This is a genomic window from Microbulbifer maximicatervae (SeqCode), from assembly GCF_052467615.1.
In genome coordinates, this window is the sequence record NZ_CP174319.1 from 4,795,957 (window position 1) to 4,822,449 (window position 26,493).

The 26,493-nt window shown below is 52.0% G+C and carries 28 protein-coding genes, 1 tRNA gene and 1 riboswitch; of the genes, 22 read left to right on the forward strand and 7 right to left on the reverse strand.

Annotated elements, in window-relative coordinates:
- Positions 1-58: 58 nt before the first annotated feature.
- Complete coding sequence (locus ACJJIM_RS21175; RefSeq protein WP_020413728.1) at positions 59-1,534, reverse strand: NarK family nitrate/nitrite MFS transporter; 1,476 nt, start codon at positions 1,532-1,534, stop codon at positions 59-61.
- 403 nt (positions 1,535-1,937) lie between these two features.
- Here ACJJIM_RS21175 and ACJJIM_RS21180 point away from each other — a divergent pair, with 403 nt between their 5' ends.
- From ACJJIM_RS21180 to ACJJIM_RS21235, 12 genes are all read left to right on the forward strand, one after another.
- Positions 1,938-3,248: an MFS transporter gene (locus ACJJIM_RS21180; RefSeq protein WP_444911911.1), complete on the forward strand. Its 1,311-nt coding sequence runs from the start codon at positions 1,938-1,940 to the stop codon at positions 3,246-3,248.
- 143 nt (positions 3,249-3,391) lie between these two features.
- Positions 3,392-4,600, forward strand: coding sequence for an alginate export family protein (locus ACJJIM_RS21185; protein ID WP_444906677.1), 1,209 nt, complete (start codon positions 3,392-3,394; stop codon positions 4,598-4,600).
- A gap of 196 nt (positions 4,601-4,796) precedes the next feature.
- Positions 4,797-4,947: riboswitch (molybdenum cofactor riboswitch) on the forward strand.
- Positions 4,936-5,913, forward strand: a complete 978-nt coding sequence (moaA, locus tag ACJJIM_RS21190; protein ID WP_413664021.1) for a GTP 3',8-cyclase MoaA — start codon at positions 4,936-4,938, stop codon at positions 5,911-5,913. It overlaps the preceding riboswitch by 12 nt.
- Before the next feature lie 4 nt (positions 5,914-5,917).
- Positions 5,918-6,517: a molybdenum cofactor guanylyltransferase gene (mobA, locus tag ACJJIM_RS21195; RefSeq protein WP_444906676.1), complete on the forward strand. Its 600-nt coding sequence runs from the start codon at positions 5,918-5,920 to the stop codon at positions 6,515-6,517.
- 2 nt (positions 6,518-6,519) lie between these two features.
- Positions 6,520-7,062 (forward strand): molybdenum cofactor biosynthesis protein B, encoded by a 543-nt coding sequence (gene moaB / locus ACJJIM_RS21200; RefSeq protein WP_108731355.1) that lies wholly within the window; start codon positions 6,520-6,522, stop codon positions 7,060-7,062.
- 3 nt (positions 7,063-7,065) lie between these two features.
- On the forward strand, positions 7,066-7,557 hold the full coding sequence (gene moaC, locus ACJJIM_RS21205; RefSeq protein WP_444911912.1) for a cyclic pyranopterin monophosphate synthase MoaC: 492 nt from the start codon (positions 7,066-7,068) through the stop codon (positions 7,555-7,557).
- A gap of 21 nt (positions 7,558-7,578) precedes the next feature.
- Entirely contained in the window at positions 7,579-7,824 is a 246-nt protein-coding gene (gene moaD / locus ACJJIM_RS21210; protein WP_444911913.1) for a molybdopterin converting factor subunit 1, read from the forward strand.
- Positions 7,825-7,834: 10 nt separating this feature from the next.
- The gene (gene moaE / locus ACJJIM_RS21215) at positions 7,835-8,314 is read left to right on the forward strand and encodes a molybdopterin synthase catalytic subunit MoaE (protein WP_252085941.1); all 480 of its coding nucleotides are present in this window, start codon (positions 7,835-7,837) and stop codon (positions 8,312-8,314) included.
- Entirely contained in the window at positions 8,299-9,081 is a 783-nt protein-coding gene (gene modA / locus ACJJIM_RS21220) for a molybdate ABC transporter substrate-binding protein (protein ID WP_444911914.1), read from the forward strand. Before moaE ends, modA begins: the two co-directional genes overlap by 16 nt.
- On the forward strand, positions 9,078-9,800 hold the full coding sequence (modB, locus tag ACJJIM_RS21225) for a molybdate ABC transporter permease subunit (protein ID WP_444911915.1): 723 nt from the start codon (positions 9,078-9,080) through the stop codon (positions 9,798-9,800). The genes modA and modB overlap by 4 nt, the downstream gene beginning before the upstream one ends.
- Positions 9,800-10,918, forward strand: coding sequence for an ATP-binding cassette domain-containing protein (locus ACJJIM_RS21230; protein ID WP_444911916.1), 1,119 nt, complete (start codon positions 9,800-9,802; stop codon positions 10,916-10,918). Before modB ends, ACJJIM_RS21230 begins: the two co-directional genes overlap by 1 nt.
- A 100-nt stretch (positions 10,919-11,018) precedes the next feature.
- Positions 11,019-12,218, forward strand: a complete 1,200-nt coding sequence (locus tag ACJJIM_RS21235) for a hypothetical protein (RefSeq protein ID WP_444911917.1) — start codon at positions 11,019-11,021, stop codon at positions 12,216-12,218.
- Between the two features lie 54 nt (positions 12,219-12,272).
- Here the strand turns inward: ACJJIM_RS21235 and ACJJIM_RS21240 are convergent, their stop codons facing one another.
- The gene (locus tag ACJJIM_RS21240) at positions 12,273-13,886 is read right to left on the reverse strand and encodes an MFS transporter (RefSeq protein WP_444911918.1); all 1,614 of its coding nucleotides are present in this window, start codon (positions 13,884-13,886) and stop codon (positions 12,273-12,275) included.
- Between the two features lie 198 nt (positions 13,887-14,084).
- On the opposite strand from ACJJIM_RS21240, the gene narL reads away from it, so the two are divergent.
- Together narL and moeA are read left to right on the forward strand one after the other, a co-directional pair.
- Positions 14,085-14,750, forward strand: a complete 666-nt coding sequence (narL, locus tag ACJJIM_RS21245) for a two-component system response regulator NarL (RefSeq protein ID WP_108731363.1) — start codon at positions 14,085-14,087, stop codon at positions 14,748-14,750.
- 41 nt (positions 14,751-14,791) lie between these two features.
- Positions 14,792-16,033: a molybdopterin molybdotransferase MoeA gene (gene moeA / locus ACJJIM_RS21250; protein WP_444911919.1), complete on the forward strand. Its 1,242-nt coding sequence runs from the start codon at positions 14,792-14,794 to the stop codon at positions 16,031-16,033.
- 346 nt (positions 16,034-16,379) lie between these two features.
- On the opposite strand, the gene ACJJIM_RS21255 is transcribed toward moeA, so the two are convergent.
- A tRNA-Arg gene (locus ACJJIM_RS21255) sits at positions 16,380-16,456 on the reverse strand.
- Positions 16,457-16,647: 191 nt separating this feature from the next.
- Here ACJJIM_RS21255 and ACJJIM_RS21260 point away from each other — a divergent pair.
- A complete protein-coding gene (locus ACJJIM_RS21260; protein ID WP_413665824.1) occupies positions 16,648-17,070 on the forward strand; it encodes a c-type cytochrome in 423 nt (140 codons plus the stop codon).
- Positions 17,071-17,383: 313 nt separating this feature from the next.
- Positions 17,384-19,327, forward strand: a complete 1,944-nt coding sequence (locus ACJJIM_RS21265) for a hypothetical protein (RefSeq protein WP_413664031.1) — start codon at positions 17,384-17,386, stop codon at positions 19,325-19,327.
- Positions 19,328-19,405: 78 nt separating this feature from the next.
- Here the strand turns inward: ACJJIM_RS21265 and rep are convergent, their stop codons facing one another.
- Positions 19,406-21,439 carry a DNA helicase Rep gene (gene rep / locus ACJJIM_RS21270; protein WP_252084133.1) on the reverse strand — a complete coding sequence of 678 codons (2,034 nt, stop codon included), beginning with the start codon at positions 21,437-21,439 and terminating at the stop codon, positions 19,406-19,408.
- Between the two features lie 153 nt (positions 21,440-21,592).
- Between rep and ACJJIM_RS21275 the strand changes: the two genes are divergently transcribed.
- From ACJJIM_RS21275 to bla, 6 genes are all read left to right on the forward strand, one after another.
- Positions 21,593-21,811 (forward strand): DUF3565 domain-containing protein, encoded by a 219-nt coding sequence (locus tag ACJJIM_RS21275; RefSeq protein ID WP_252084134.1) that lies wholly within the window; start codon positions 21,593-21,595, stop codon positions 21,809-21,811.
- A 2-nt stretch (positions 21,812-21,813) separates the two neighbouring features.
- Complete coding sequence (locus ACJJIM_RS21280; protein WP_152450565.1) at positions 21,814-22,266, forward strand: YaiI/YqxD family protein; 453 nt, start codon at positions 21,814-21,816, stop codon at positions 22,264-22,266.
- Positions 22,267-22,283: 17 nt separating this feature from the next.
- The gene (locus ACJJIM_RS21285; protein ID WP_413664034.1) at positions 22,284-22,787 is read left to right on the forward strand and encodes a GNAT family N-acetyltransferase; all 504 of its coding nucleotides are present in this window, start codon (positions 22,284-22,286) and stop codon (positions 22,785-22,787) included.
- Between the two features lie 10 nt (positions 22,788-22,797).
- Positions 22,798-23,355, forward strand: a complete 558-nt coding sequence (locus tag ACJJIM_RS21290; protein ID WP_413664035.1) for a GNAT family N-acetyltransferase — start codon at positions 22,798-22,800, stop codon at positions 23,353-23,355.
- A 145-nt stretch (positions 23,356-23,500) separates the two neighbouring features.
- Complete coding sequence (locus ACJJIM_RS21295) at positions 23,501-24,451, forward strand: alpha/beta hydrolase family protein (RefSeq protein ID WP_413664036.1); 951 nt, start codon at positions 23,501-23,503, stop codon at positions 24,449-24,451.
- Positions 24,452-24,466: 15 nt separating this feature from the next.
- Positions 24,467-25,333, forward strand: coding sequence for a subclass B3 metallo-beta-lactamase (gene bla, locus ACJJIM_RS21300; protein WP_444913410.1), 867 nt, complete (start codon positions 24,467-24,469; stop codon positions 25,331-25,333).
- Positions 25,334-25,364: 31 nt separating this feature from the next.
- Here the strand turns inward: bla and ACJJIM_RS21305 are convergent, their stop codons facing one another.
- The 3 genes from ACJJIM_RS21305 to ACJJIM_RS21315 are packed head-to-tail and all read right to left on the reverse strand — an operon-like array spanning position 25,365 to position 26,297.
- Positions 25,365-25,562, reverse strand: a complete 198-nt coding sequence (locus tag ACJJIM_RS21305; protein ID WP_413664037.1) for a hypothetical protein — start codon at positions 25,560-25,562, stop codon at positions 25,365-25,367.
- Entirely contained in the window at positions 25,559-26,002 is a 444-nt protein-coding gene (locus tag ACJJIM_RS21310) for a MarR family winged helix-turn-helix transcriptional regulator (RefSeq protein WP_413664038.1), read from the reverse strand. Before ACJJIM_RS21310 ends, ACJJIM_RS21305 begins: the two co-directional genes overlap by 4 nt.
- Positions 26,003-26,009: 7 nt before the next feature.
- The gene (locus ACJJIM_RS21315) at positions 26,010-26,297 is read right to left on the reverse strand and encodes a putative quinol monooxygenase (protein WP_413664039.1); all 288 of its coding nucleotides are present in this window, start codon (positions 26,295-26,297) and stop codon (positions 26,010-26,012) included.
- Positions 26,298-26,493: the final 196 nt, after the last annotated feature.

Consider the following 26,493-nt stretch of genomic DNA (forward strand, 5'->3'; position numbering starts at 1 on the left):
AAACAAAGAAGGGCCATTGGCCCTCCTTTGCGTTTGTTGCTGGATAATTGCTTTCCAATTATTCCACGCTGATCAGCTGCACTGTGCCATCCGGTAGCACTTCGGCGATATTGCCTTTGGGCTCCTCCAGGAACAGGCAGGCGAAGAAGATCACCGCTGCTGCGCCGCAGATAATCAGGAAGAACTGGCTGTAGCTGACATAAGACAGGGCGGTAAGGAAAGTAACCGCACCCACGTTGCCGTAGGCTCCAGCCATACCGGCGATCTGCCCGGTCATGCGACGCTTCACCAGGGGTACGACGGCGAATACGGCCCCCTCACCGGCCTGCACGAAGAAAGAGCAGCACATGGTGGCAACTACCGCAGCGGGAATCCACCAGCCGCCGTTGATCTGGCTCAGCACAAAGTAACCCACTGCCAGGCCGCCGATCAGGAACATCAGGCTGCGGCGGCGTCCCAGTTTGTCAGAGAAGTATCCACCGGTTGGGCGAGCCACCAGGTTCATAAAGGCAAAGCCAGAGGCGAGCAGGCCGGCCTTCACCGGGCTCAATCCTTCAAAGGTTTCCAGGAAGAACAGGGGTAGCATAGAAACCACGGCCAGCTCTGAGCCGAAGGTGACGAAGTAGGCCAGGTCGAGGATGGCTACCTGCTTGAAGTTGTATTTCTCCAGCTCGGGCACACCTTCGCGCAGGTGGTCTTTGTTTACATTCCAGATCATGCGGGTCTGGAAGGCAAACAGTGCTACCAGCAGTCCCCACATTGCGTAGGTGGCATTCTGGCTCAGCAGGGCTACACCGCTGGGAGACAGTTTGTAAGCCAGCGCTGCCAGTGCCAGGTACATGGGCACATTCATCAGCAGGTAGAAGTAGAAATCCCGCTTGCTGGTCACTTCCAGGCCGCCGCTCTTCTTCGGCTTGAAGTAAGTGGAACCTTTAGGAGTGTTGCGGGCAACGCGGTAGTAGATGATGCCGTACAGGCCGGCGATGATGCCGGTGAGGCCCAGGGCATAGCGCCAGCCGTCTTCACCGCCGAACAGCAGGGCGATGGTGGGCAGGGTCATGGCACCGGCAGCAGAACCGAAATTCCCCCAGCCGCCGTAAACACCTTCTGCCAGGCCAACTTGTTTGGCTGGGAACCATTCACCCACCATGCGGATACCAATTACAAAGCCGGCACCCACAAATCCCAGCAGGAAGCGGAACAGGGCCAGGGATTCATAACTGTCTGCGGTGGCGAAGCCCAAACAGATTAAAGATGAGGTCATCAGCAGTCCGCTGTACACCAGGCGCGGCCCCAATTTATCCACCAGCATACCGATAATGATACGGGCGGGGATGGTGAGTGCCACATTGAGGATTAACAGGGCTTTTACTTGCTGGCTGGTGAGGTCGAACGCTTCCTTGATAAAGACCATCAGCGGAGCGTGGGAGAACCACACCACGAAAGTCAGGAAAAACGCAAACCAAGTAACGTGCAGCGTCTTTATTTTGGGATCGCCCCAATTAAATAAATTGAGGCCGCTGGATTGACTCATGACTATTTTCTCCGGCTTCTCAGAAATTTTTAGAGGTGGATAGGGTCATGACCGATAGTATTTGAGCAGCGCCAGAGGGAAAGCGCGCAAAAGGGGTAAGTGGAAGGGAAATCGATTTGTAGTTGGAAGGGAGTAACCCCTTGGGGTTAGTAGCTCGGAATGGGTAGGGGCGGTTTTTAGTGCGTTTCTACCCCTGTGGGGGTAGTTGGTGGAAATTGATAATGATTAAAAAGGGTTTTTGGGAGTAATTGTCGCTAGCCGATTTTTTGTGCATCTTGCCAATAGCTTGCCTCTGTAGATTTCTCGCCCCCGCTGTAATTCTGTGATCACTTTTCTGGGGCGGGGGCTCAATGCGGTGAATAACCGGGGTGGCAATTAATTTTCGACAGCCAATATTTTGGAGATGCCTGCCGTGCAATATACACAGCAACTCGCCGGGCGCGCGCTGATATTTGCCTCGGCCATGTTCGCCGCTAACTTCTCTGTTTGGACGCTTTATGCGGTATTGGGGGTAGAGATTCGCGGGCAACTGGATCTGTCTGCAACTGAATACGGGGTTCTACTGGCTGCGCCGATTTTGAGTGGGGCGCTGTTGCGTTTTCCGGTGGGATTACTGGTGGAATATTTTTCTGCGAAAAAGCTGATTTTATTGCAGATGCTGTTGTTGCTGCCTGTGCTCTTTTTGTTGCCCTTTATCGATAGCTACGGGGCTCACTTGCTGGCGGGGCTGTGGCTGGGTATTTCCGGGGTGTCTTTTGTTTTGGGGATTCGCTATATCAGCCCGTGGTTCGAAAGAGGGCGGCAGGGCACGGCGATGGGCATTTTTGGTGCAGGAAATGCCGGAGCCGCAATTACCTTGGCATTGGCTCCAGCCATTCAAAATTGGTTTGGTCGCGAGTGGATTGGGCCGACTTATGGGGCCGGGATTATTCTGATGATGGTTTTATTCGAATTTTTTGCACCAGAGGAAACCCGCTATATGCGTAGTCGGGGAAAACCGGATCTGCGCAGCCATTTAAAGCCGCTAACGCAAATCCGGGTTTGGCGTTATGGGCTCTACTATTACTTTGTTTTTGGCAGTTTTCTCGCGCTTTTATTGTGGTTGCCGAATTACTATCTGTCGGTGTACCAAGTCAGCACGCCGGTAGCCATGGCACTCACCCTGTTGTTTGTGGCCCTTTCCAGTTCACTGCGCGCTTTGGGGGGTTGGTTTGCTGATCGCTACGGTGCGCGCACCGTCAATTGGAGTGTTTTCTGGACCTGCCTGGTCTGTCTTTTCTTCCTCAGTTACCCGCCCACCAGTATGACTATTCACGGGGTGGAACGGGATGTGCATTTAAATATTGAAGTGGGTATTGAGCTGTTCACTTTACTGCTACTGGTTATCGGTATCGCCCAGGGATTTGGCCGCGCGTCTGTTTACAAAGCGCTGCACGATAATTTCCCCGCGCATATGGGGAGTGTTGGCGGTACCGTAGCCACTATTGGTGCCCTCGGTGGTTTTACCCTGCCTGTTCTTTTTGGTATCGCTCAGGACTTAGTAGGTATCCACAGTGCGGCCTTTATGCTGCTCTACGGTGTGCTCGCTATTTGTATGTTGGTTATGTATTTGGCGATTCAAAGAGAAAATTATATGCAGCGTTTACAGTACGCACAGCAAAATAATTTCCTGCTTGAGGAAACCAGCGAAACCGAGGCTTTGCCGGATAGGTAGTGCCCACTACCAATAAGGGATTACGCCTGAGTAAAGGCTAGGGAGTAAAGATTAATTAAGCAGGAAAAAATATATGGTTTCAGTCGAGTCTGAAAAATTGTAATTTGTCACTGTTCACTCCGTTGTTGCAAAGGAAAAGCGTCATGACCGTTTCCAAATTCCCAAAAATTCTCGGTGCCTTACTGTTGGGGGCATGCAGCACTGTTGCATTGCAGGCCGCTGCGCAGGAAAGTGAAAATGCCACTCTAGTGGATGCGTTGAAATCCGGTGAAGTCGGATTGAATCTGCGTTACCGCGTAGAGACTGTTGATCAGGATGGCATTGATGATGAAGCAGTTGCATCCACTTTAAGAACCCGCCTCAACTGGCGCAGTGGCAGCTACCGTGGCTTTACCAGCTTCCTGGAAATGGATGATGTTACGGCGGTTGGCAATGACAGCTACAACTCCACCATTAATGGTAAAACTGACTACCCGACTGTAGTTGATCCAGAAGGAACTGAAATTAACCAGGCCTATATTCGCTACAATGGTGACAACTCCATAATTACCGCCGGTCGCCAGCGCATTAACCTGGACGGGCAGCGATTTGTCGGCGGTGTTGGCTGGAGACAAAACGAGCAGACTTACGATGGTGTTCGTTACCAGTACGGAAGTGCCGATAGCTTCCAGTTGGATTATAGCTACGTCTACAACGTTAACCGTATTTTCGGTGAAGACAGTGCCGGTTCCGATATGGGCGGCGATATCCAACTGTTACACGCGATTTATCCAGTAGCTGAAAACCATAAAATCAGCGCTTTTGTTTACAATCTGGATCTGGAAGATCTCACCGATAATGCCAGCCGCACTTATGGGGTAGATTACAAAGGTAAATTTGGTCCGGTAAAAGCCAACCTGAGTTATGCGCACCAGTCAGATATTGGTGACAACCAGTATGACTATAGTGCTAATTATTACCTGGCAGAGCTTGGCGCTGATCTGGGTCCTGTTGCGGCAAAACTCGGTTATGAAGTTTTGGGTTCCGACAATGACGTTGGTTTTAAAACCCCGCTGGCAACCTTGCACAAGTTCCAGGGTTTCACTGATAAATTCCTGGGAACCCCCGCTGATGGTGTCGAAGATCTGTATGTTGGCGGTTCTATGAAAGTGGCCGGTGGCAAGCTGGGTTTGACCTATCACAATTTTGAAGCGGCCGAGGGCTCCGTTAGTTACGGTGATGAGTGGAACCTGAGCTACGGGCACAAAATCACCGACGACATTTCTGCACTCGTTAAGTACGCAACTTATCGTGCTGATGAGTACAGCACTGATACTGACAAGCTTTGGATCATGGTAACCGCTAATTTCTAAGCGGCTGAAAGAACTCCTTAGCGAGGCCCCCGGCTTCGGCCGGGGTTTTCCCTGCACCTTGAACCTGTTTTTATAATTTATAAATTTTAATCGACTGAAGCTCCACGTTTTGATGTCTCCCCTAGGAGCATCAGTTCGAGCACCAAGGGAGTACCACCTTTGCCCCAAGCATAAATTAACCAGCTTGATACACTGACATCAGTTTAAACACCGAGTCCCGCTACCTAAACCGCGTCGTTTTTTATTGACGTTGCAAGGTGCCGGGACCGTGGCCGTACCGGCCACCAGGGTCTAGCGGGAAACTGCGCGGCCTCCCGACATTGGAAAGGCGTTTAATGTTACAAGACAATTTTGGCCGTAGGTTTTACTACCTGCGCCTGTCCGTGACGGACATCTGCAACTACCGCTGCAACTACTGCCTGCCTGAGGGCATCGGTTGCGGACGTTCCCTGGAAGGGGAAAATCCTCTCTCAGTCGCTGAGGTGGGCACATTAGTGCGCGCTTTCGCTTCACTGGGTACGGAAAAGGTGCGCCTTACTGGCGGAGAGCCCTCCCTGCGCAAAGACCTGGTGCCGCTGCTCGAAGCCGTGCGCGCTAGCGATAAGATTCGCCGCTTAGCCATCACCACCAATGGTTACCGCCTGCCCAGTCAGATTGACGACTGGCACCGCGCGGGCTTGGATCAGGTGAATGTCAGTATCGACAGCCTCGACCCGGCTCAATTCCACCATATCACCGGCCACAATCGCCTGGATAAAGCCTTAGCAGGCCTGGATCGCGCCCTGGCCTTGGGTATCGATACCAAGGTCAATGCAGTGCTGATGCGCCAGTACAATCTGGCCGAGCTGGATAACTTCCTCGCCTGGGTTCGCGAGACTCCGGTGACCCTGCGTTTTATTGAATTGATGCGCACCGGCGATAACCGTGAGTTCTTCGCCAGCAACCATGTCTCCGGTGGCGATATAGAAACCCTGCTGCTGCGGGAAGGCTGGGAGCAGGTGATCCGCACCCGCGATGCCGGTCCGGCGCGGGAGTATTTCCACCCGGATTACGCCGGTCGTATCGGCCTTATTACCCCTTACGGCAAAGACTTCTGTGCAAGCTGCAATCGCCTGCGGGTATCGGCCCAGGGCAAGTTGCACCTGTGCCTGTTCGCCGACCAGGGCTTTGATATGCGCGAAATCATCGCCGATGGCGATAGCGAGGCGCTGGCAGCTCATATCCGCGAGTTGATTGTGGATAAGACCGCAGGCCACCAGCTGCACGAAGGTTTCACCGGCGCTACCCGCAACCTGGCGATGCTGGGGGGCTAGGGTTATGGCCAGGGCTCTTGGTAGTAAATCGACAATTGGTGTGGTGCTGGCCGGCGGCCGCTCCAGCCGGATGGGCCGCGATAAGGCTCTGCTGGCCCATCCCCAACGGGGCAATTTTTTGCAGCATGCCGAGGCATTGCTGAGTGGGCTTCCGCTGGAAAAAGTCGTCACCAGCGGCGCTCGCCCCGGAGCGATTGAAGACCTGGTGCCAGAGCGGGGCCCTCTGGGCGGCCTTTATTCGGTAGCCCTGACAACCGGTGCCGATGCGGCCCTGGTGATTCCGGTCGATATGCCCTTGCTTGGGCGGGAGCACCTCGCAGAGTTATTGGCAGAGGGGCAGGCAAGTGGCCGGCCCTGTTATTTTGAAAACTTCTTTTTTCCCCTGTGGCTGCCTCTGAACAGCGACTGCCTGGATTATTTGCGCCGTGCTGTTGAGGGCAGTGCGCGCAATTCTGTCGGCGCGCTGCTGCGTCACCTGGGGGCCAAATCCATACCCATAAAAAGTGCTGGCGATTGGCATCGCAATATCAATACGCCGGCAGATTATCTCGGCTTGAGTACGCCGGATAAAACTCCAGAAAACAGTTTTTTGAGAGACCACTGATTATGTCCGCACACGCAAGCAAAGAATTTGTACCGCTCAATATCGCGGTACTTACCGTATCCGATACCCGCAACGAGCAGACTGATACCTCTGGCCAGTATCTGGTGGAAGCCCTCAAAACTGCCGGCCATCAGCTCGCAGATAAGCGCATTACCCCGGACGATGTTTACCAGATGCGCGCGGTGGTCTCCGCCTGGATTGCCGATCCGAAAGTGCAGGTGGTATTGGTGACCGGCGGTACTGGTTTTACCGATCGCGACTCCACGCCGGAGGCCCTGAGCCCGTTGTTCGATAAAACCGTCGACGGCTTTGGCGAGCTGTTCCGCCATATTTCCCTGGGGGATATCGGCAGCTCCACCGTGCAGTCCCGCGCGCTCGCCGGCCTGGCTAATCGCACACTGATATGTTGTATGCCCGGTTCCACCGGAGCATGTCGCACTGCTTGGGAAGGCATATTGCTGGAGCAGCTGGATGCCCGCCACAAGCCCTGTAACTTTATCCCCCATGTGCGCTTTGCCAGCGCGCCCTGTGAGAGCCGGGGGTAATTTGTGAGCCAATTAACCCATTTAAACCAGCGCGGCGAAGCCAGCATGGTGGATGTTACCGAGAAGGACATCACTGACCGCAGTGCCCTGGCCGAGAGCAGCATCTGTATGAGTGCAGAGGCTTTTGCACTGCTGAGCCAAGGGGCGCACAAAAAAGGCGACGTGCTCTCTGTAGCTCGTATCGCCGGCATCCAGGCCGCCAAGAAAACATCGGATTTAATTCCCCTGTGCCATCCGCTGGCATTGACCAAAGTAGCGGTGGATTTCGAATTACAGCCGGAAAAGCATAATGTGCATATCACTGCTTTCTGCCGCTTGGCCGGGCGCACCGGAGTAGAGATGGAAGCGTTAACCGCAGCTTCGGTAGCGGCTCTGACTATTTACGATATGTGTAAAGCCGTGGACCCGGCGATGGAAATCGGCCCGACCCGCCTGCTGCAAAAAACCGGCGGTAAGCGCGGCCACTGGCGCGGCGATGCTGCGGACAAGGCGTAAAAATTTCAGAGGTGTAAAGCGATGGTAAAGGTTCTGTTTTTCGCGCGTCTGCGCCAGCAATTGGGCATGGGCGAGACTACCCTGAAGGACTTTTCCGGCAGTCTCAGCGAGTTGCGTAAAACCCTATGTGAACAGCACCCGGATTGGAGCCCGCACCTGCAAAGAGACGATATTCGTATGGCCCTGAACCAGGAGCTGGCAGAAACCGGAGCCCAGGTGAAGGCTGGGGATGAAGTTGCATTTTTCCCGCCGGTTACCGGCGGTTAGTGGTGCCAATATGAAAGCCGTTGATCGTATTGAAGTCTGTGAAACGCCCCTCGACGTAGCGGCTGAATATACTGCGCTGCAAGGCAACAGTGGTGATGGTGCCTGCGCCCTGTTTGTGGGTTCGGTGCGGGACTTCAATGCGGGCAGTGATGTCTGCGGCCTGGCCCTGGAACACTATCCGGGCATGACGGAAAAAAGCCTGCAACGGATTATCAATGATGCCCGCGATCGCTGGTCCCTGGGTCGTGTGACGATCGTCCACCGTGTTGGCCCCATGCAGATCAACGACGAGATTGTTTTTGTCGGCGTCACCAGCCCCCACCGTCAGGCCGCCTTTGCCGCTTGCCAATACATCATGGATCGCCTCAAAACTGAGGCGCCTTTCTGGAAGCGCGAAGCGGTTGCGGATGAGTCCGGTAAGCCTTCAGAGCGCTGGGTCGAAGCTCGGGCCAGTGATGCTGCGGAGATGGAAAAGTGGTCCGCCGGCTGAGCCTGCTGCTATCCGCTTTACTGGTGGCCATCGCGCTACCGGTAAATGCGGATAACTGCACCTTGCGGGTGGCGGTAGCGGCCAGTTTCCGCCCGGCACTGGAAGAGGTACTGCCGGAATTTGAGCGTCGCCATGCCTGTGTGGTGCAAATCAGCAGTGGCAGCTCCGGGGTGCTCTACCAACAAATAGCGCACCGCGCGCCCTTCGATTTATTCCTGTCTGCCGATCGCGAGCGCCCCGAACTGCTGGAAAAGCAGGGTGGGGCACTGGCCAACAGTCGTAAGACTTACGCCCTGGGCTTACTGGCTCTCTGGCACCCAAATTCGGAATCGAATGTCGAACAGCTACTGCAAACCTGGCCCGATAAAATTGTATTAGCCGATCCGAAAGTAGCACCCTTCGGCACTGCCGCCCGGCAGGCGCTGCAAAGCCTGGATTTGTGGAAGAAAAAACAAACTCAATTAGTCCGGGCCCACAATGCAGGCCAAGCCTATTTAATGCTGGATTCCGGCAATGCGCAGCTGGGCTTTGTCGCCGCCAGCCAGATGCAAGCAGCCAGCCGCGATAACTACTGGTTGCTGCCGCAGCATTTGTACAAGCCCATTGAACAGCAGCTGCTGATTCCCACCCAGAGTCGCCGACCTAAAGAGGCACAATCCCTCGCTGACTATTTGCGTTCAGGGGAAGTGCAGGCGCAACTACAGCACTTGGGTTACGGTGTTTTGCCAACTCAAGATCGAAGTAGAGATGGAGGGAGTGGCTTATGAATATCGCCGCTGCCGACTGGCAGGCCCTGTGGCTAACTTTGAAATTGGCCGGCTTAACCACCTTACTCCTGTTTATTATCGGCGTGCCCCTGGCCTGGAAATTGAGTCAATGGCAGAGCCGCTGGCGCCACGGTATCGAGGTATTAATTACCCTGCCGCTGGTACTGCCACCCACGGTGTTGGGCTTTTATTTACTGCTTTTATTTTCCCCTAACTACGCCCCTGGGCAGTGGTTGTCACAACTTTTTGATGGCCCTTTGGTATTTTCCTTCACCGGCCTGGTGTTTGCGTCAGTGATTTATTCCCTGCCGTTTATGGTACAGCCGCTATTGGCCGCGTTTAATGCCAATGGCCAGCGCCTGACCCAGGCTGCCGCAGCACTGGGTATACCGCCCTGGGCGGCATTGTTAAAAGTTCTTTTGCCGGCGAGTCGCGCCGCTATTGTGAGTGCCTGCGCTTTAACGTTTGCCCATACCCTGGGTGAGTTCGGGGTAGTGCTGATGATTGGTGGCGCTATTCCCGGTGAGACCCAGGTGGTTTCTATCGCTCTTTATCAACATGTGGAGGCGATGGAATACGGTGCGGCTCACCGGCTGGCCTTGATGTTGATGGGAATTACTACGGTACTGCTACTCGCTGCCCGTTGGCTGGGACATAGATTGGCCCCGCGTGGATTAAACAGTGAGCGCGCTAAACCGGTAATGGGGGTGCTGGGCTAATGGAAATCACCTTACCCCTATTCGGTACTGCGTCTACCACTTCTGATTCCACCGGACTGAGTGTTGCAGGGCTGGTGACTCCGCTTAACGCTGCGACTCCCTGGCAATTAGAGCTGCCTGCTTCTGGAGTTTTTGGCCTTACCGGTCCTTCCGGCAGCGGCAAGAGCACATTACTGGCTGCTTTGGCGGGCCAGCGCCATTGCCGTGGCAATATCACTTTTGCTAATACAGTTTGGCAGCGCGGACGCCGCGCCCTGGCTACCCACAAAAGAACGCTTTCTTTGGGCTTTCAGGATAGCCGCCTGTTTGCCGGCCAGTCGGTGGCAGATAACCTGGCACTGGCCCGCCGTTACAGCCGCAGGCCACTACCCGAGGAAGAGAGTGATCGGCTGCTAAAGGCTTTTGGTATTGAACCGCTACTCCATCAGCCGGTGGAGCTATTGTCTGGTGGAGAAGCCCAGCGAGTGGCTGTATTGCGCCAGCTTTTTAACAACGCGCCGCTGCAATTATTTGATGAGCCGCTTTCAGCGGTTGACCGCGCCCAGGTACTTCGGCGCCTATTGCCGACCCTGCGGGATTTCTGGGCCCGATATCCGGCGCTGGTAATCTGGACCAGTCACGACTTTGATGAAATCCAGCTGCTGGCCCAGCGCTGTTTGTGGATGGGTTCTACTAATTTGTCCGCGCCACTTCCCTTACCTGAAGTTGCCCAGCGCCTGGATAGCCACGGCGTAGGGGATAGCTGTCGCAGCCGGATTGAAGCGCGAGTGGAATCCCTAAACGATGGTCTGCTGACTTTGGATTTGGGGGGGATTTCTATCTTTGCAGATAGGGTGGCAGGCCATTATCGCAAAGGCGATACCGCTGCTTTTCTGCTGGAAGCTGGAGATATCAGCCTTAGTGTAGAGAGGCCGGGCCTGTCCAGTATCCTCAATTGCCTGCCGGTAACTTTAGTTGCTAAGCAGAACCTTACCGATGGCCGCATTCGCCTGCAGTTAGCCGCTGCTGATCAGGTGTTCTACGCAGATATTTCCCGTCTCTCCTGCGAGCGCCTAGAACTGCGTGAAGGCACTACCTACTTTGCCCAGTTTAAGGCCGGTAGTCTTGCCGGTTTGTAAGTAGTTCCAGGGAAATTTCTGAAAGTGCATTGCTTCGATCCCTAAAACCCCAGCAATTTTTTTGCTAAGTTTGAACATCAGCTAACTTAGTGGTGCTCCTATGGGCGTTGTGTTGGGAATTTCTCTCTTTAACGAGGGCGATAAGTTTTACCGGGAAAAAGCACAGGTCGAGGGCTTATCTGTAGCGAAAGCTGTGACCATTGAGGAACTACACCCAGTACTTACTCGCTGCATAGAAGAAGGCGGGCACAACTATCGAGTAAGCCGCTTGAAATCGGGTGAGCTGGAAATTGCCGAGCTACTTGAGGATTGTGAGCCCTACCGGATCGATGCTTTCCGCTATCAGCTTCGCCGAAAGGGCGACGATATCGTTATCCACTCTACTTACAAAGACGATTCCTTGTACTTTCATCTGGCTTGCCGTGCAGCCAGTGGGCAGAGAGTTAAGATAGATTTCCACGGCGAGCACCCGTTTTATAACTATGACTCCATAGCGGAATACCAGGGTGGTAACTACCATCTGGCCAATTTCTTTGACCTTCAATATTTGCCCGGTTATATCGAAGAGCACTGCCGGCGATTTATTCACTGCCCGGAGTACTGGTCTTTTACCTTCTTTATCCCGTATTTGGGCAAGGTAGAGCTGAATAACCACACTTCCGATCCAGAACAGCCTCTCTACCACCTCGATTTCTATTGCCCGGAGCGCAAGCTAAAAATCTTCCAGTCGGCGCTTGAGAGAGAAGGCTCTTACTATTTTCGTGACGCTATCTCGGCAGAAAAGCTGGTGCAATTACTTGAAGATATGGCGACAGAACTGCTGCCAGAGCTGCAAGAAGCGGGTGTTAAGTCTTGCTTGAGCTGCTTTGAAGCTATCCATCAAGCCTACAGTGAAATTGAGAGCACCATTGAGACGGATGACAGTCTTGCCTCAGTTGCGGAGGATCTTGTTGGGTACCAACAGAGTATCTGCGGCAGACCTGTCCAATACGAAGTCACTGAAAATGCAGATGGGTCTATTACTGTGCAGGCCTACTATTTTCAGCCGCCCATAGGTTACAACTATACGATTAGTGCTGAGGATATCGCAGGGTGCCATATCTATTTGGATAAGCTGCACGATTTAGATTTTTATGAGCAGATGTGTATAGCTATTGCCAGGCATCTATGCCCGACGATGCCAACCGTTGAAGACTTGGATGAAGTGACGATCTACTATCGCAGGGACACCGATAGACAGCTGATTTCCAGCCTGCTTGAAGGTTCGGATATAACGCCGATATTGGTTCAGGTGAAATAAAAAAGGGGAGGTTAAACCTCCCCGCAACTGCGGTTTCCCGCCCGTGAGACCAAATTATGGATTGTAGAATTCGCCGTTCTTGCGCAGGTAGAACCAGTAGTTAACCACCAGGCAAACCGCGTAGAAGATAGCAATGCCTGCCAGAGCGTATTCCGGGGTGGTGGCTTTGATCTGCTCGCCGAAGACCTTGGGAATATAGAAGGCACCGTAGGCGGCAACTGCTGAAGTCCATCCCAATACCGGGCCTGCCTGCTCTTTCGGGAACACCATGGCGATGGTGCGGAAGGTAGAGCCATTGCCGATACCGGTAGCGGCGAACAGCACCAGGAACAGCAGGAAGAAGGGCAGGAAGAACTCTTCCGGAGTGGCTGAGCCGTAGGCGGCCTTCATGTAGTAAGCCACACCCAGGGCACTACCCACCATGATTGCAGCACAGATTTGGGTAACCAGGGCTCCGCCGATGCGGTCGGAGATCCAACCACCTACCGGGCGAATCAGGGCGCCGATAAACGGACCCATCCAGGCGTACATCAGGGCGCTGGGGCCATTGTTGTTGATGGTATCGTGAGTCATAACCCCGTCCACCATCACGTGGCTGTATCCGAAGATCACCTTGATAGCCAGGGGGAAGGCCGCTGCGAAACCGATAAAGCTGCCGAAGGTCATGGTGTAAATGACACTCATCACCCAGGTGTGCTTGTTGTTGAAGATACGGTACTGACGCTGCAAGCTGGTTTTAATCTCACCGGGCAGCAGCTTCAAGCCGAACACGGTAGCGGCGATTACCAGTACCAGAACGATTTCCTTGGGCACACCCCAGCCTGAACCGTTGGCCGCTTCGGGAAGCAACAGCCACAGACCTGTGATTGCGGTGAAGAGGCCGATTCCCAACATCATGGTCATCTTCAACATCGCGCCGATAGAGCTGCCCACATCCGGGGTTACTTCGTCGGTGCGCAGGTTGTTCATACCGAACCAGCCGACAAAGGCCAGTGGAACCAGGAACAGCAGCCATACAAAACCGGCATTTTGAATCCACGCTTCAGAACCGGCTGGTACTTTACCAATCAGGGAGCCAGAGCTGCTAACCAGGGTCATGGGATCGCCGCCGGCAGCGCCGAAGGCACCGAAGGTCATAAACAGCGGTACCAGGATCTGCATGGTGGTAACACCGAAGTTACCCAAGCCCGCATTCAGGCCAAGCGCCAACCCTTGTTTTTCCTTGGGGAAAAAGAAGCTGATATTGGACATGGAAGAGGCGAAGTTACCACCGCCAATACCTGACAGCAGAGCCAGCAACTGGAATACCCACAATGGGGTCTCAGGATTTTGTAAGGCGATACCTGTGCCTAGGGCAGGTATCATCAATAGGGCCGTGGTAAAGACAATGGTGTTGCGCCCACCGAACAATCGAATAAAGAAACTACTGGGTATTCGAAGGGTAGCGCCGGTGAGGCCGGCAATTGCCATCAGGGTAAACAGATCGGCTTTGGCAATGGGGAAGCCAAGGTTGAGCATTTGAACGGTAATAATGCCCCAGTAGAGCCACACGGCGAAGCCGCACAGCAAACTGGGAATGGATATCCACAAATTCCGGTTTGCGATTTTTTTGCCCTTGGACTGCCAGAACTTGCTGTCCTCTGGGGCCCACTCGTAGATGTCAGACACGGCGGCCACTCCTCCTCGAAATGATTCGTCCGGCCACTATGGGCCGGGGCTTATCCCTGCTCAATTACCAACAGTAAGTAACCCCTTTGCCCCCGCGCGTAATAGCTACCCATTTGGGGGTAAGCGCAGGCACTGAGCCCTGTGTTAAAGTCACTGTTCAGAATTAGTACAACTTACAGCAATGAAGCAGGACACCCCATGACTTCTTCTGCCACGGTAATGATGGTTGATGACCATCCTCTGTTTCGTAAAGGTCTCAAGCAATTGTTTGCTATGGAGCCCAGCCTGGAGTTGGTAGCCGAGGCCAGCAGCGGGGAGGAAGCGCTGGAGCTGGCCAAACAGCACGAGCCGGACCTTATTCTATTGGACCTGAATATGCGCGGTATGGACGGGCTGGATACCCTGCGAGCAATGCGTGCAGCCGATGTAGCCTCTCGCATCGTGATACTCACGGTTTCCGATAACAATGCGGACGTAGTTTCCTGTATTCGTGCCGGTGCCGATGGTTACCTGCTCAAGGATATGGAGCCGGAAGATATTCTCGATCAGGTTATCCAGGCCACACACGGCAAGCTCGCTATCAGCCAGCGCCTTACCGAGATCCTCGCCTCCGCTCTGCGCAAACCGGACAATTCTGGTGCGGATACCCTGTCGACGCTTACCAGTCGCGAATACCAGATCTTGCAATTGATCGCCGATGGCCTCAGTAACAAGTTAATCGCCCGTGAATTGGATATCAGTGATGCCACTGTAAAGGTTCACGTTAAACACTTATTGAAAAAGTTGGGCATGCGCTCCCGCGTAGAAGCTGCTGTGTGGATGGTTAATCAGAAGCGACCGGAATCCCAAAACCGCAGCCACTAGTTTGTCCCAACCGCAAAGGAATGAAGTAAGAGATATTGTCCATGCCCACTATCGACTGCTGTAGCCAACCGGGCCTGATGCCCATCGAAAGCGCCCGCGAAAAACTTCTCGAGGCACTGAGCCCAACCAGTGGCACTGAGACTTTGCCCCTGGCACAAGCCGCCGGTCGAGTATTGGCTGAGGATGTTATCTCCACAGTAAACCTACCGCCCTGCGACAACTCCGCAATGGACGGTTACGCCCTGCGCTTTGAAGACCTGGCCAGTGGCTTGCCGCTGGAACTGATCGGCAAATCTTTTGCCGGTGCACCTTTTGACGGTGTGGTGAACCCCGGCACTTGCGTGCGCATTATGACGGGAGCCGCAGTACCCGCAGGTGCAGATACGGTAGTGATGCAGGAAAATGTCGATGCCCAAGGGGAGTCGATACGAATAAATTGTGAAGTTCGCGCTGGCGACCATGTTCGCCGCTGCGGTGAAGATGTGGCTGAAGGAGCTAGCCTGCTCAAGGCCGGAGAGCGCATCAGCGTTCCACATATTGCCCTGCTCGCTGCTGCCGGTGTGGGCACAGTGACTGTAGTGCGCAAACCGGTAATCGCACTTTTCTCCACCGGCGATGAACTGCGCCAGCCCGGCGAAGCCCTGGGTAAGGGCGATATCTACGATAGCAACCGCATTGCCCTGTTATCCGCCCTGGAACAGCTGGACCTGGATATTTTGGATTTGGGTATATTGCCCGATAACAAACAGGCTATTACCAATGCCTTGCAGCGTGCTTCCGAAGAGGCCGATGCTATTATCACCTCCGGTGGAGTCTCCGTTGGCGAAGCGGATTACACCCGTGAAGTGTTGGAAGAACTGGGAGAGATCGGCTTCTGGAAAGTGGCGATGAAGCCCGGTAAACCTTTTGCCTTCGGTTTCCTACAGGGAACCCCTTTCTTTGGCTTACCCGGTAACCCGGTTTCCGCCCTGGTAACTTTCTACCAGCTGGCCGTGCCCGCCCTGAGTGTGATGAAAGGCGATCAGTGGACTGGCCCGCAGACCTTACAGGCAAAACTGTTAAAACCGCTGAAGAAAAAGCCTGGCCGTACCGATTTCCAGCGGGGTGTATATCGCAGTGATGAAAACGGAATATTGGTAGTAGAACCGGTTGGTACCCAGGGGAGCCATATTCTTTCCGGTCTTGCTGCTGCTAACTGTTTTATTGTTTTGGCGCGAGAGAGTGGCAGTGTAGAGGCTGGGGAGCAGGTGGTGATTGAGCCTTTGAGGGTGCCGTTGGGGTAGGTTTTTTATAGCTGCTTTCGTATTGAGTATGGGCTCGTATAAGCTATATCCAAATTAATTTGATTGAAATGGGTAAGGGCGATGAGGATTAGCTTCGCCCGTTGGGCTCGCTGCTCTGCGGCAGCTTTGCTGCCTCCGAGTCGAACCTGAGTTTGAGCGAAGCCTGGGAGTTAGCCATATACGAGAAAGCCCGCATAAGCGGGTGGTGTGCGTGAGGATTAGCTTCGCCCTTTGGGCTCGCTGCTCTACGGCAGCTTTGCTGCCTCCGAGTCGAACCTGAGTTCGAACAAAACCCTGGGAGTTAACCATATACAAAAAAGCCCGCATAAGCGGGCTTTTTTGTATATGGCCCGCCCGAGAGGATTCGAACCTCTGACCTTCGCCTCCGGAGGGCGACGCTCTATCCAGCTGAGCTACGGGCGGTTTAATTGGCTATCTGTGCCAATGGGAGGCGGATTATACAGAAGCTGGGGGGCGGGTTAAAGGACATTCTGTTGGCTTATATAGTCTTTGGCAGGTGGCGATGCAGTGCTTATAATGCGCGGCGTAGGAGTTTGCGACGATATTTTGAACGTTTGTGGGCCAACTCACTTCGGTCCTTTTGGGGGAATATGATGAAGCGTATTTTGGGTATTGTGGCGGCATTGGCCGTCAGTGCGGCTACGGCAGTGGCCCAGCAGTCTGTTAATGAAGAAATCGCAGAGCGAATTGCTCCGGCAGGTGAAACCTGCATGAAAGGTGAAGAGTGTGCGGCGGCAGTAGCGGCGGCACCTGAGGGTGCTAGCGGCGGCGCTGCTCGCAGTGGCCAGGATATCTACAACGCAAGCTGCCAGACCTGTCACGCAATGGGTGTTGCCGGTGCGCCAAAATTTGGTGATGCCGCAGCTTGGGCTCCCCGTATTGCCAAGGGCATGGATACTCTTTACAACAATGCCATTAACGGTATCAATGCCATGCCGGCCAAAGGCCTGTGTATGGACTGTAGCGATGACGAGATCAAAGCTGCTGTGAATTACATGGTGGATAACAGCAAGTAAGCTGTTTCACTATTGGAAAAAGGCCGCTCATTGAGCGGCCTTTTTTGTATCTAGCCTAAAGAAAACTTGCTTTCAGCCAATTTACTCTTTTTAGTCGGTGATTTTCAGCCACATATTTGACTTTTTAATTAACTTATTAAGTCAAATATAAAGAATAGATTTGTTAGTTGTCATACATGACTATTGGAAAAATTCTTAAAATATAAATGTAATAAGCCGTAATTAGGCGCCATTTCCCTCCAACCCAGCAGAATCTGTATTATCCGCACCTGCTTCTTAAAAAGATGTATATAACAACACAGGGAATTTATATATGAAGCTAGGGAAGTTGCTTTATTTCACTACTCTATCGATTTTATTAGCTGCTTGTAGCGGCGGCGGGGGTAGTGGTGGAAGTGATAGCGATAATGGAGAATTACCTGATACTTCTGGTGGGGGTGGTTCGCAATCAGTACAGTTCACGATTCAAGGCCTAATCGGAGAAAGTATTGATGATGTTGCTACTGTGAGAGTCAAAGTGGGTGACACTGATTACGATGCAACTGTTGATGGAAAAGTCTTTTCTGCAGAAATAATGGATTCAGAGGTTGATGACTTAGTCAGCATAGTTGTTAGTTATCCTGCCAATGAAAATCGTAAAGAAGTTATCCTCAAGTCTTATGTAGGAGATGTTTCACTGGTAGAAGCGCGTGAAAATGACGGATTGGTTTCTGTTGATGAGCTACCGACACTTTATGTAAATGCGATGTCTACCGCTGCAGCTGCTTTTTTAGAAAAAGTTAATGGAGGCGAAATTACTTTATCTACTGAGTTGTTGAATGCATCTCAGGTTTTGCCACAAGAAATGCTGTTAGAAAGTGCTGTTGGGCTTCGTTATGTTATTAGTGGTGGTGAATCGCCACTTTTTTCTCACGATAATACTTATGAATTTATTCAAGATTATCCGGTAGCTGCAAAGGTAGCACTACAGTTGAAAAATACATCTTCTGTAAATGCTGAAAATTATGAAGATCTTCTAGCCCAGCTTTTGAGTGATAGTGAGCAAATTACACCTGTTGAAGGTTATTCTGGAGAAGATGTAATACTTGTTGCAGCAGATCCCCAGATAGAGCGTATTCATGGATTTGTGATGAACTTATCTGGAGAGGAATCGGGTTCAGGGCAGTTTATAGATGATCACTATGATGTTGAAACAATTAATCCGTTAACTTATGTAATTTCCGACAATAAAACGATTTTAGATGTATCTGGCTGGGATCGAAGTGGCTATTTTCCAGAAGAGTGTACGGCGGATGGAAGTTCTTCGGCTAAACTCAATAGTATCCAATTAACAAAATATTACGATGCTGCATTTTATTCAGCGTATAAAATTGATTATGCCTATTCGTGCGAATCACCAGATTTAAATGAGGCAAACGCAGTTAATTTCCAAGCGGGAAATCAGTTTGCCCAAGTAAATATCCAGAGAGCAGGAGATTTGAAGGAAATAGCTTCAGCTGAATTTTCTATTGCTGGCTTTAGAGATCAATCTGGGGATAGCAATTTTTCATACGCAGATTCTTGGCAACCTTCGATCATTACTCCAAATGCAAATGGAACGATTGATCAAAGGTTTGACCTTCTCTCTGGTTATAAAGATGGTGGCGTACTTTCTTTTAATGATGCCGGAAACCTGGTTATAGAAAGTAATCGTGGGGTAAAAGTAGAATACTATACTTTTGGTGCTTACGGAGCTGCTATTCGGACTTTGGGTGTTTTGCGCAGAGCAGATGGTTCTTTAGTTTCGGTTGGAGGCCACTTTGCCACTCCGGTTGTGCGCGGTACTGTTATGCCTGCTCCTTCCGACATATTCAATTACGGTGGTATCTTCGATTTACTGGATTCGGAATTCCCAAGCTATCAGGAACAATTCGGATTACGGTACTTTGCCGATGGAAGTGGTACACACGTTTCCGAAGGGAGTGAAGGAATTACAGAGTCTGGATTTAACCTTTTCAGCTGGTCAGATACAAATATTATGCGTGAACATCGCTATTTTGTAGATCCTACTACCAGTGAAACTTTCAGTTCTTGTCCTGCAGACAATGTTGATTGTGTAGAATGGCGATATCGAGAAGTAGAACCCCTCTTTTTTGATGGTACTTACTACTACCTCCGTGTTTATCAGGAGCTGGACTACTGTAAATTAAGTGGTATTGATTCATGTAAAGAAGCCTCGGGCTATATCGATCGCTGGACCTTGTCAGCAATCCAGTAATTGATTGATACATATAATAAAGGCCGCTTTTCAAGCGGCCTTTATTGTTCTTGGAGCTGATGGGTGGGTGAATAAACTTCAATCAAACATACTCAACAAAGACCCTAAAGTTTCCTCTCCCTTCGCCTGATTCTGCTCCGGCGTCGCTTTACCAAATCCTTCCAACAACACATCTTCTTCCGGCAATTCGTCAATAAAGCGGCTGGGTGTGGTGTCCTGGGTTTCGCCGAACTGTTTGCGCTTGCCTGCCAAAGTCATGGTGAGGGTGCGCTGGGCGCGGGTGATACCCACGTAGGTGAGGCGGCGCTCTTCTTCGATATTGTCGTCTTCAATACTGTTGCGGTGGGGAAGTAAGTTCTCTTCCATACCGATCATAAATACGTGGGGGAATTCCAGGCCCTTGGCGGCGTGCAGGGTCATAAGGCTGACTTTATCGGTGGCTTCCTCTTCTTCCTGGCGCTCCAGCATATCCCGCAGAATCAGTTTGGAGATGGCCTGTTCCAGGCGAATATCCTGCTCCAGCTCATCGTCCGTGCCCTCCATAATCTTGTTGAGGCTCTCCAGTAGCCAATACACATTTTCCATGCGCTTCTCGGCCACCTTCTCGCTGCTGGCGTTTTGCGAGAGCCAACCGGCGTAGTCGATATCTTCCAGCATTTCACGCAAGGCGCCATTGGCAGTGGTATCGCGACAGTTGCGCTGTACCCCTTCGAGCCACAGGGCGAAGCGATTTAGGCGCTCGTAGCCCTGCTCGTTGATATGCTCCTTAAAGCCCAATTCCGAGCAGGCTTTGAACATGGAAATCTCGCGGCCCTTGGCGTAGTTGCCCAAGGCTTCCAGGCTGCTGGTACCTATTTGGCGACGCGGGGTATTGATAATGCGCAGGAACGCGTTGTCATCATCCGGATTCACCAACAGGCGCAGGTAGGCCATCACATCCTTGATTTCAGCGCGGGCGAAGAAGGAAGTACCGCCGGACATCTGGTAGGGAACCTGGTGTTCCTGCAGTTTCATTTCGATCAAGCGCGCTTGGTGGTTGCCGCGATAGAGCACGGCAAAATCCATAAACTTGCAGCCGCGACGGCTCTTTTGCAGAAAAATCTCGTTGGCGACCCGCTCCGCTTCCTCGTTTTCATTGGCCACTTTGAGTACGCGGATCTCCTCACCCAGACCGCGATCGGACCACAATGCTTTGTCGAATTCGTGAGGGTTGTGGGCGATCAGGTGGTTGGCCACTTTGAGGATGCGGCTGGTGGAGCGGTAGTTCTGCTCCAGTTTGATCAGGCGAAGGTTGGGGAAGTCGGTCTTCAGCGCACTCATATTCTCCGGGCGCGCGCCGCGCCAGGCGTAGATAGACTGGTCATCGTCTCCCACCACTGTGAGGCCGCCGCGCCCGCCCACTAGCAGCTTCACCAGCAGGTACTGGGAGTTGTTGGTGTCCTGATATTCGTCCACCAGCAGGTAGCGAATCTTTTTGCGCCAGCGTTGCAGCAACTCTGGATCTTTGTCGAACAACTGTACCGGCAGCAGGATCAAGTCGTCGAAGTCGACGGCATTGTAGGCCTTGAGGGCTTCACAGTAGCGATCGTAGGCAACCGCGATGGCCTGCTCACCGGGGCTCTGTGCCTGCTCCAGGGCACGGCGCGGGGTGAGCATATCGTTCTTCCAGTTGGAGATCTGGTTTTGTACCCGATCCAACAGGTCTGTATCCAGGTCGCCATCCCTGAGCATCAGCTCCTTGATCAGGGCGCGGGCGTCTTCCGCATCGAAGATGGAGAAACCGGGCTTAAAGCCGGCGGCGCGGTATTCCTTGCGCAGGATATTCAGCCCAAGGTTGTGAAAGGTGGATACGGTGAGACCGTGACTCGCTTTTGAGCGCTTGCCATCAGGGCCCGCCAGCAGTTTGCTGACCCGCTCTTTCATCTCCCGTGCCGCCTTGTTGGTGAAGGTGAGGGCGGCGATATTGCGCGCGGCGTAGCCACACTGCTCGATCAGGTAGGCGATCTTGCGGGTGATTACGCTGGTCTTGCCGGAGCCGGCACCGGCCAGTACCAGGCAAGGGCCATCGACGTACTTCACGGCTTCGGATTGGCGGGGATTGAGCTGGGTCATAGATGGGGCTGCATCTTCGCGTCGCGGAAAAGCGGGAGATTCTAGCAGTCTTGGCTCGAATCATCCCAGTACCAGTGCGAACCACCGGCCACACGTATACTTTGCCCTTGGGATTGGCTATAACTGCGCCTTATTCCCTGCTTGTGTAACCCCATGCAACAACCCATCGCCGGCTACCACCTGGATGAAGAGAATCACTGGGTGGCGGAGCTCGCCTGTGGCCACTTCCAACATGTACGCCACAATCCTCCCTGGACCAACCGGCCCTGGGTGATCACTGAACAAGGGCGCGAGTCCATGCTGGGATTCCAGCTCAATTGCAAGAAATGCGATGAGGGCGCACCGCCCGATACGCTCGAAAAGGTTGTATAGCCATGACAAAACTCTGGGTCGATGCCGACGCCTGCCCGGTCGCCATCAAGGAAATCCTGTTTCGCGCCGCTGAGCGTACAGCCACAGAACTGACTTTGGTGGCCAACCAAGCGGTGCGGGTGCCGCCGTCGCGCTATATTCGCTCCGTGCAAGTGACAGCGGGTTTTGATGTGGCGGATAACGAGATAGTGCAGCGCTGCGAGGCGGGGGATCTGATTATTACCAGCGATATCCCCCTGGCAGCAGAGGTGATCGACAAGGGTGCTGAAGCCCTTAATCCCCGTGGGGAGCGCTATACCAAAGCCAATATCCGCGCGCGTCTGAATATGCGGGACTTTATGGATACCCTGCGCTCCAGCGGCGTGCATACCGGCGGACCACCGGCCCTTAGCCAGGCGGACCGAAAAGCTTTTGCCGATCAGTTAGATAGATGGCTGGCAAAGAGTCGCAAGTAACTTTAAGGAGAATTGCCGTGGATAATTTGAGACTGAAGCCAATGGAAGAGTGGCAATTCCCAACATTGATGTCTTGGCTACCTGATAGGGAGCAGTGCCAACAGTGGGGGGGGCCTGATTTCAGGTTTCCGTTCGAGGGGAGGTCCTTCTTGGAGGATTGTCGCTGGCCGGAGTTTCCCAGCTACGCACTTCAGGACAGCAGCGGTGATGTGCTGGCTTTTGGGCAGTATTACCAACACCTGGGCCGCTGCCACCTAAGTCGCTTAATTGTCTCCCCCAATCATCGCGGAGCCGGATTAGGGCGTGCGCTGGTAGTACAGCTTGCACAAACAGGAGCCAGAGCCCTGGATGCAATCGAGTGCTCTTTATTTGTCCTGCGTACTAATCTAGCGGCACGGACTCTCTATCAGAAATTGGGCTTTGAGGAAGCGGCTTACCCAGGGCAGCGAAAATGGCTGGATCAGTGCGATTTTATGGTCGCACCGTCTGTAGATTTTCAGCAGAAACAAAATATTGAATAGCGAATATTCCATGCCTGAATTAATACAACCTATGACAGAGCGCTTACAGCTGCGCCAGTGGCGAGAGGAAGATAAGCCTGTACTTGCGGAAATGAATGCCGACCCCAGGGTGATGGAGTTCTTCCCCTCATTGCTGACGCGACAACAGAGCGACGCCGGTGTGGATCGCAGTATTGCGCATATTGAGAAATACGGCTGGGGCTTTTGGGCCTTGGAGCTGAGAGAGACTAAAGAGCTTCTTGGATTTGTCGGCATGAAAAATGTGACCGAAGATTTGCCCTTCACTCCAGCGGTAGAGATTGGCTGGCGCTTGGCCTTTCCCCACTGGGGAAAAGGCTATGCCAGTGAAGCTGCACAAGCATCTTTGGATGTAGCTTTTAATACCCTGAATCTCAGCGAAGTCGTTTCCTTTACTGCACTGCAAAACCTTCGTTCCCAGCGGGTGATGGAGCGGCTGGGTATGCGGCGGGATTCTCTCGTCTTTGAACATCCACTTGTCCCCAGCGAAAGCCATCTGCAGCGGCACTGCCTTTATCGCTTAAGTGCTGATGATTGGAAAAAATCTTGATGTGATTAGCTTCAGTTAGCTCGGGAACCATTACTTTTTCTTGGGTTCGGAGAGGGGGTGAATATGAGGTTCATCCCCTCTTCAACAATAACCAAGCAAATATAGCCCCACCATTAATTTCAGGTGAGGGCAGGGAGTTCTCGCTATGGGTTGTGTTAAATCGGCCTTTATAACGGCAACTGGTCTTCTGCTAGCGACTTTGCATATCGGCGTGTCCGCCGAACCTCTACTTAAAGTCAGTAAACGCCCAGATGGATCAACGCTTTACTGGTCTTTAGAGCAACCATCGGCTAACGGGAAGTATGGCTTGTTTTTGATAGCCCAGGGGTCTGGCTGCCTACCTGCTGTTAAAAATACTACTATCCAACAGGCTAAAGAGTTAGCGGCAGGATATGCTGTTTTATTGGTAGAAAAATATGGTGTAACTCACTCTGACAGCCCGGAAGAGCAATTTAAAGATTGTTCAAAAGAGTATGTAGCTAACCATACTGTTGAGCAGCGTGCGGTAGATGTAGAGCAGATTGTCGACGAACTGCGCGGGGCTGATTGGTGGAATGGCAAGCTGGTCTTGTTCGGCGGTTCCGAGGGTGGTGATCTTGTTGCACGACTGGCGCCGAGGCTAAATCCCGATGCGGCAGTGGTCTTTTCAAGTGGATTGGGGGAATCCTTTGCTCAAGTGCTAAAGAGTTTGGTTCCGCCCCACGTAGCTAAAGAGGTAGATGCCAAACTCGCCTATGCCCGAGCTAACCCAGAAAGCGCGGAAGTCTGGGGTGGAAACTCTATGCGTTGGTGGGCCGATGTCGTCGATCGGGTACCAGTTAACGATTTATTGAACAGCCATGCCCCCGTATTATTGATCCAGGGTACAGAAGATAAATCTGCCCCGGTCAGTTCCGGCCGAGCAGCACAAGATGCCTATGCATCAGCCGGACGTTGTGAGCTGACTTATTGGGAGTACCCCGGTTACGATCACTATATGACAGATAAGGATGGTGTAAATCACCGGGGAGAAGTTTTTGAAAGAATTTCTGGATGGATCAAAAAGACTGCACTAAATGGAGCTCCCGGGTGTATCTCTGATGCCGGTAAAAGTTGAGACTGATCAATGAATATAAGAATCCAATTAGCCGCAATAGTGATGGCCGCTTATTCCAGTTTTTCGGCAGCGGAAAACTATGCTGTCTTACCACAACTGGAAACCTACAAGGTACCAGAATCCTGGCGTCAGCCAGTAGCGCCTCTAAAGATTGCAGGTAACACGTGGCAAATAGGTACCGAGGGAATTACCTCACTGTTATTAAAAGGCAAAGAGGGATCGATTCTAATTGATGGTGGCATGGAGCAGACGGCTGAGCATTTATTGGAGAATATGCGCAGGTTGGGAGTCGCCCCCTCGGATCTCAAGTTAATCTTGCACAGTCAGGCCCATGCAGACCATGTAGGTTCCTTAGCCGAGCTAAAACGCGTAACTGGTGCACAGGTAGTAACCAATGCCGAGTCAGCGGTGTTAATGGCTCGCGGTGGTGCCAATGATATTCATTTTGCCGACGAACTTTTATATCCGCCAATAAAGGCGGATCGTATCCTGCACGATGGCGAGCAAGTGGTTCTAGGGGATTTGCGTCTACGCGTACATTTTATCCCAGGCCATACACCAGGGAGTATGGCCTGGACCTGGGAAGACAAAGTTGATGGTAAAACTAAAGATATAGCTTATGTGGATAGCCTTACAGCGCCCGGTTATCAACTGATTGATAACCGCCGCTATCCCAATATCTTAGAGGACTTCCGCACAAGCTTTGCCCGTGTGCGGGATTTACCTTGTGATTTACTACTTACCCCTCATGCACCTGCCAGCGGTTGGGAGTTTAAAAACAAAGCTATACAGAAAAAATCAGTAAGCTGTCATCAATATGCAGAGAAAGCGAAAGAAAAATTAAGTGAAAAGCTGGAAGCTGAGAAAGATCCAGCTGACTAGATATTTGCGCTACAAAACATGGCTCGGCATATTAATGCCGGGCCAAAAATTGATGCACCTTTGGCACAAGATAGAAATACATTAGTGGGACCAGAATAACGGTCATTATTAGCGCTTTTAAACCAATTGCAATTTGCAATTCCAGTGCCTGCATCCCTAGAAGTAATAGAGTAACAATAGGGTAAACCAATGCCCAGATGCACAGAGCATGTAGTATCGGTTTCTTCATTTGTTCAATTCCTCCATAAATTTAGAAATTGTCTTAAAATATCCGGGCAAGATTTTCTGTAGAAATTGTTTTCCATTCTCAGTAAGTGCTACACATTTTGCCCTGCCATCGCTGGAGTCTGCTTCCATAACGATGAGCTCATCTTCCACCATGCTTTTCAGGGTTCGTGTCATTACCGGGCGAGAAACATCGATGCGCTCTGCGATTTCTGAAGCGAGTAAACTATCTCTTTGAGGCTCCCGGTCGATAACGATCATTACCAGGAAGCGCAGCTGGGAGGTTCCGTGTTCAGAAAAGTAACCCTCCAGCTCCCGCAATAGGAGGCTCGCATCCCGCATCATGGTGAGGGCGCCCTGAATGGCAGTGGGGTCTTTTACAGAAAATCGTTTGGAATATCCCTCAACCATCTGTTGTGAGGGAAGTTCTTTGAGAAAAAACATAAGGGTATTAAGCCAACCTCACCAGCTTATTGATCTCCACAGGCTCTTTTAGCCACTCTTGATAGGCTTCGAATATCGGAGCGATATAGGGCATAGCGTAATGCTTGTCTAAGTCTTCCTGGCTGCGCCACTCCTCGTATAAAAACAGGTGTTCCCCGTCTTCGTGCACAGCAAACTGCAGGCAGCCCTCTTCCTTCAACGTATTAGCCACTATGGATAAGATGGCCTGTTTGGCTTGTATGAAGAATTCAGCCTTGGGGGAAATCTTGGCAATAATGAATAGATGCTTGTTCATATATAGTGCCTTTACATAGAGATGATTGCCATGATAACTATTTGGGTGGTTATGTCAACTGATCGCCATGTCAATAATTGCAATGATTAATGTGAATGAATACAGGCCTATTTTAAGTGGGTTGGGTTTATAAAATACTGAAATCACTAGGGGGAGAAATAGCAAGAAAAATCAAAAATACAGTAAAGCCTCACTG

Coding starts and splice junctions, on each gene's coding strand:
- ACJJIM_RS21175 (WP_020413728.1), bottom strand. CDS start 1,534: ATGAGTCAATCCAGCGGCCTCAATTTATTTAATTGGGGCGATCCCAAA.
- ACJJIM_RS21180 (WP_444911911.1), top strand. CDS start 1,938: ATGCCTGCCGTGCAATATACACAGCAACTCGCCGGGCGCGCGCTGATA.
- ACJJIM_RS21185 (WP_444906677.1), top strand. CDS start 3,392: ATGACCGTTTCCAAATTCCCAAAAATTCTCGGTGCCTTACTGTTGGGG.
- moaA (WP_413664021.1), top strand. CDS start 4,936: ATGTTACAAGACAATTTTGGCCGTAGGTTTTACTACCTGCGCCTGTCC.
- mobA (WP_444906676.1), top strand. CDS start 5,918: ATGGCCAGGGCTCTTGGTAGTAAATCGACAATTGGTGTGGTGCTGGCC.
- moaB (WP_108731355.1), top strand. CDS start 6,520: ATGTCCGCACACGCAAGCAAAGAATTTGTACCGCTCAATATCGCGGTA.
- moaD (WP_444911913.1), top strand. CDS start 7,579: ATGGTAAAGGTTCTGTTTTTCGCGCGTCTGCGCCAGCAATTGGGCATG.
- moaE (WP_252085941.1), top strand. CDS start 7,835: ATGAAAGCCGTTGATCGTATTGAAGTCTGTGAAACGCCCCTCGACGTA.
- modB (WP_444911915.1), top strand. CDS start 9,078: ATGAATATCGCCGCTGCCGACTGGCAGGCCCTGTGGCTAACTTTGAAA.
- ACJJIM_RS21230 (WP_444911916.1), top strand. CDS start 9,800: ATGGAAATCACCTTACCCCTATTCGGTACTGCGTCTACCACTTCTGAT.
- ACJJIM_RS21235 (WP_444911917.1), top strand. CDS start 11,019: ATGGGCGTTGTGTTGGGAATTTCTCTCTTTAACGAGGGCGATAAGTTT.
- narL (WP_108731363.1), top strand. CDS start 14,085: ATGACTTCTTCTGCCACGGTAATGATGGTTGATGACCATCCTCTGTTT.
- moeA (WP_444911919.1), top strand. CDS start 14,792: ATGCCCACTATCGACTGCTGTAGCCAACCGGGCCTGATGCCCATCGAA.
- ACJJIM_RS21260 (WP_413665824.1), top strand. CDS start 16,648: ATGAAGCGTATTTTGGGTATTGTGGCGGCATTGGCCGTCAGTGCGGCT.
- ACJJIM_RS21265 (WP_413664031.1), top strand. CDS start 17,384: ATGAAGCTAGGGAAGTTGCTTTATTTCACTACTCTATCGATTTTATTA.
- rep (WP_252084133.1), bottom strand. CDS start 21,439: ATGACCCAGCTCAATCCCCGCCAATCCGAAGCCGTGAAGTACGTCGAT.
- ACJJIM_RS21275 (WP_252084134.1), top strand. CDS start 21,593: ATGCAACAACCCATCGCCGGCTACCACCTGGATGAAGAGAATCACTGG.
- ACJJIM_RS21280 (WP_152450565.1), top strand. CDS start 21,814: ATGACAAAACTCTGGGTCGATGCCGACGCCTGCCCGGTCGCCATCAAG.
- ACJJIM_RS21290 (WP_413664035.1), top strand. CDS start 22,798: ATGCCTGAATTAATACAACCTATGACAGAGCGCTTACAGCTGCGCCAG.
- ACJJIM_RS21295 (WP_413664036.1), top strand. CDS start 23,501: ATGGGTTGTGTTAAATCGGCCTTTATAACGGCAACTGGTCTTCTGCTA.
- ACJJIM_RS21305 (WP_413664037.1), bottom strand. CDS start 25,562: ATGAAGAAACCGATACTACATGCTCTGTGCATCTGGGCATTGGTTTAC.
- ACJJIM_RS21310 (WP_413664038.1), bottom strand. CDS start 26,002: ATGTTTTTTCTCAAAGAACTTCCCTCACAACAGATGGTTGAGGGATAT.
- ACJJIM_RS21315 (WP_413664039.1), bottom strand. CDS start 26,297: ATGAACAAGCATCTATTCATTATTGCCAAGATTTCCCCCAAGGCTGAA.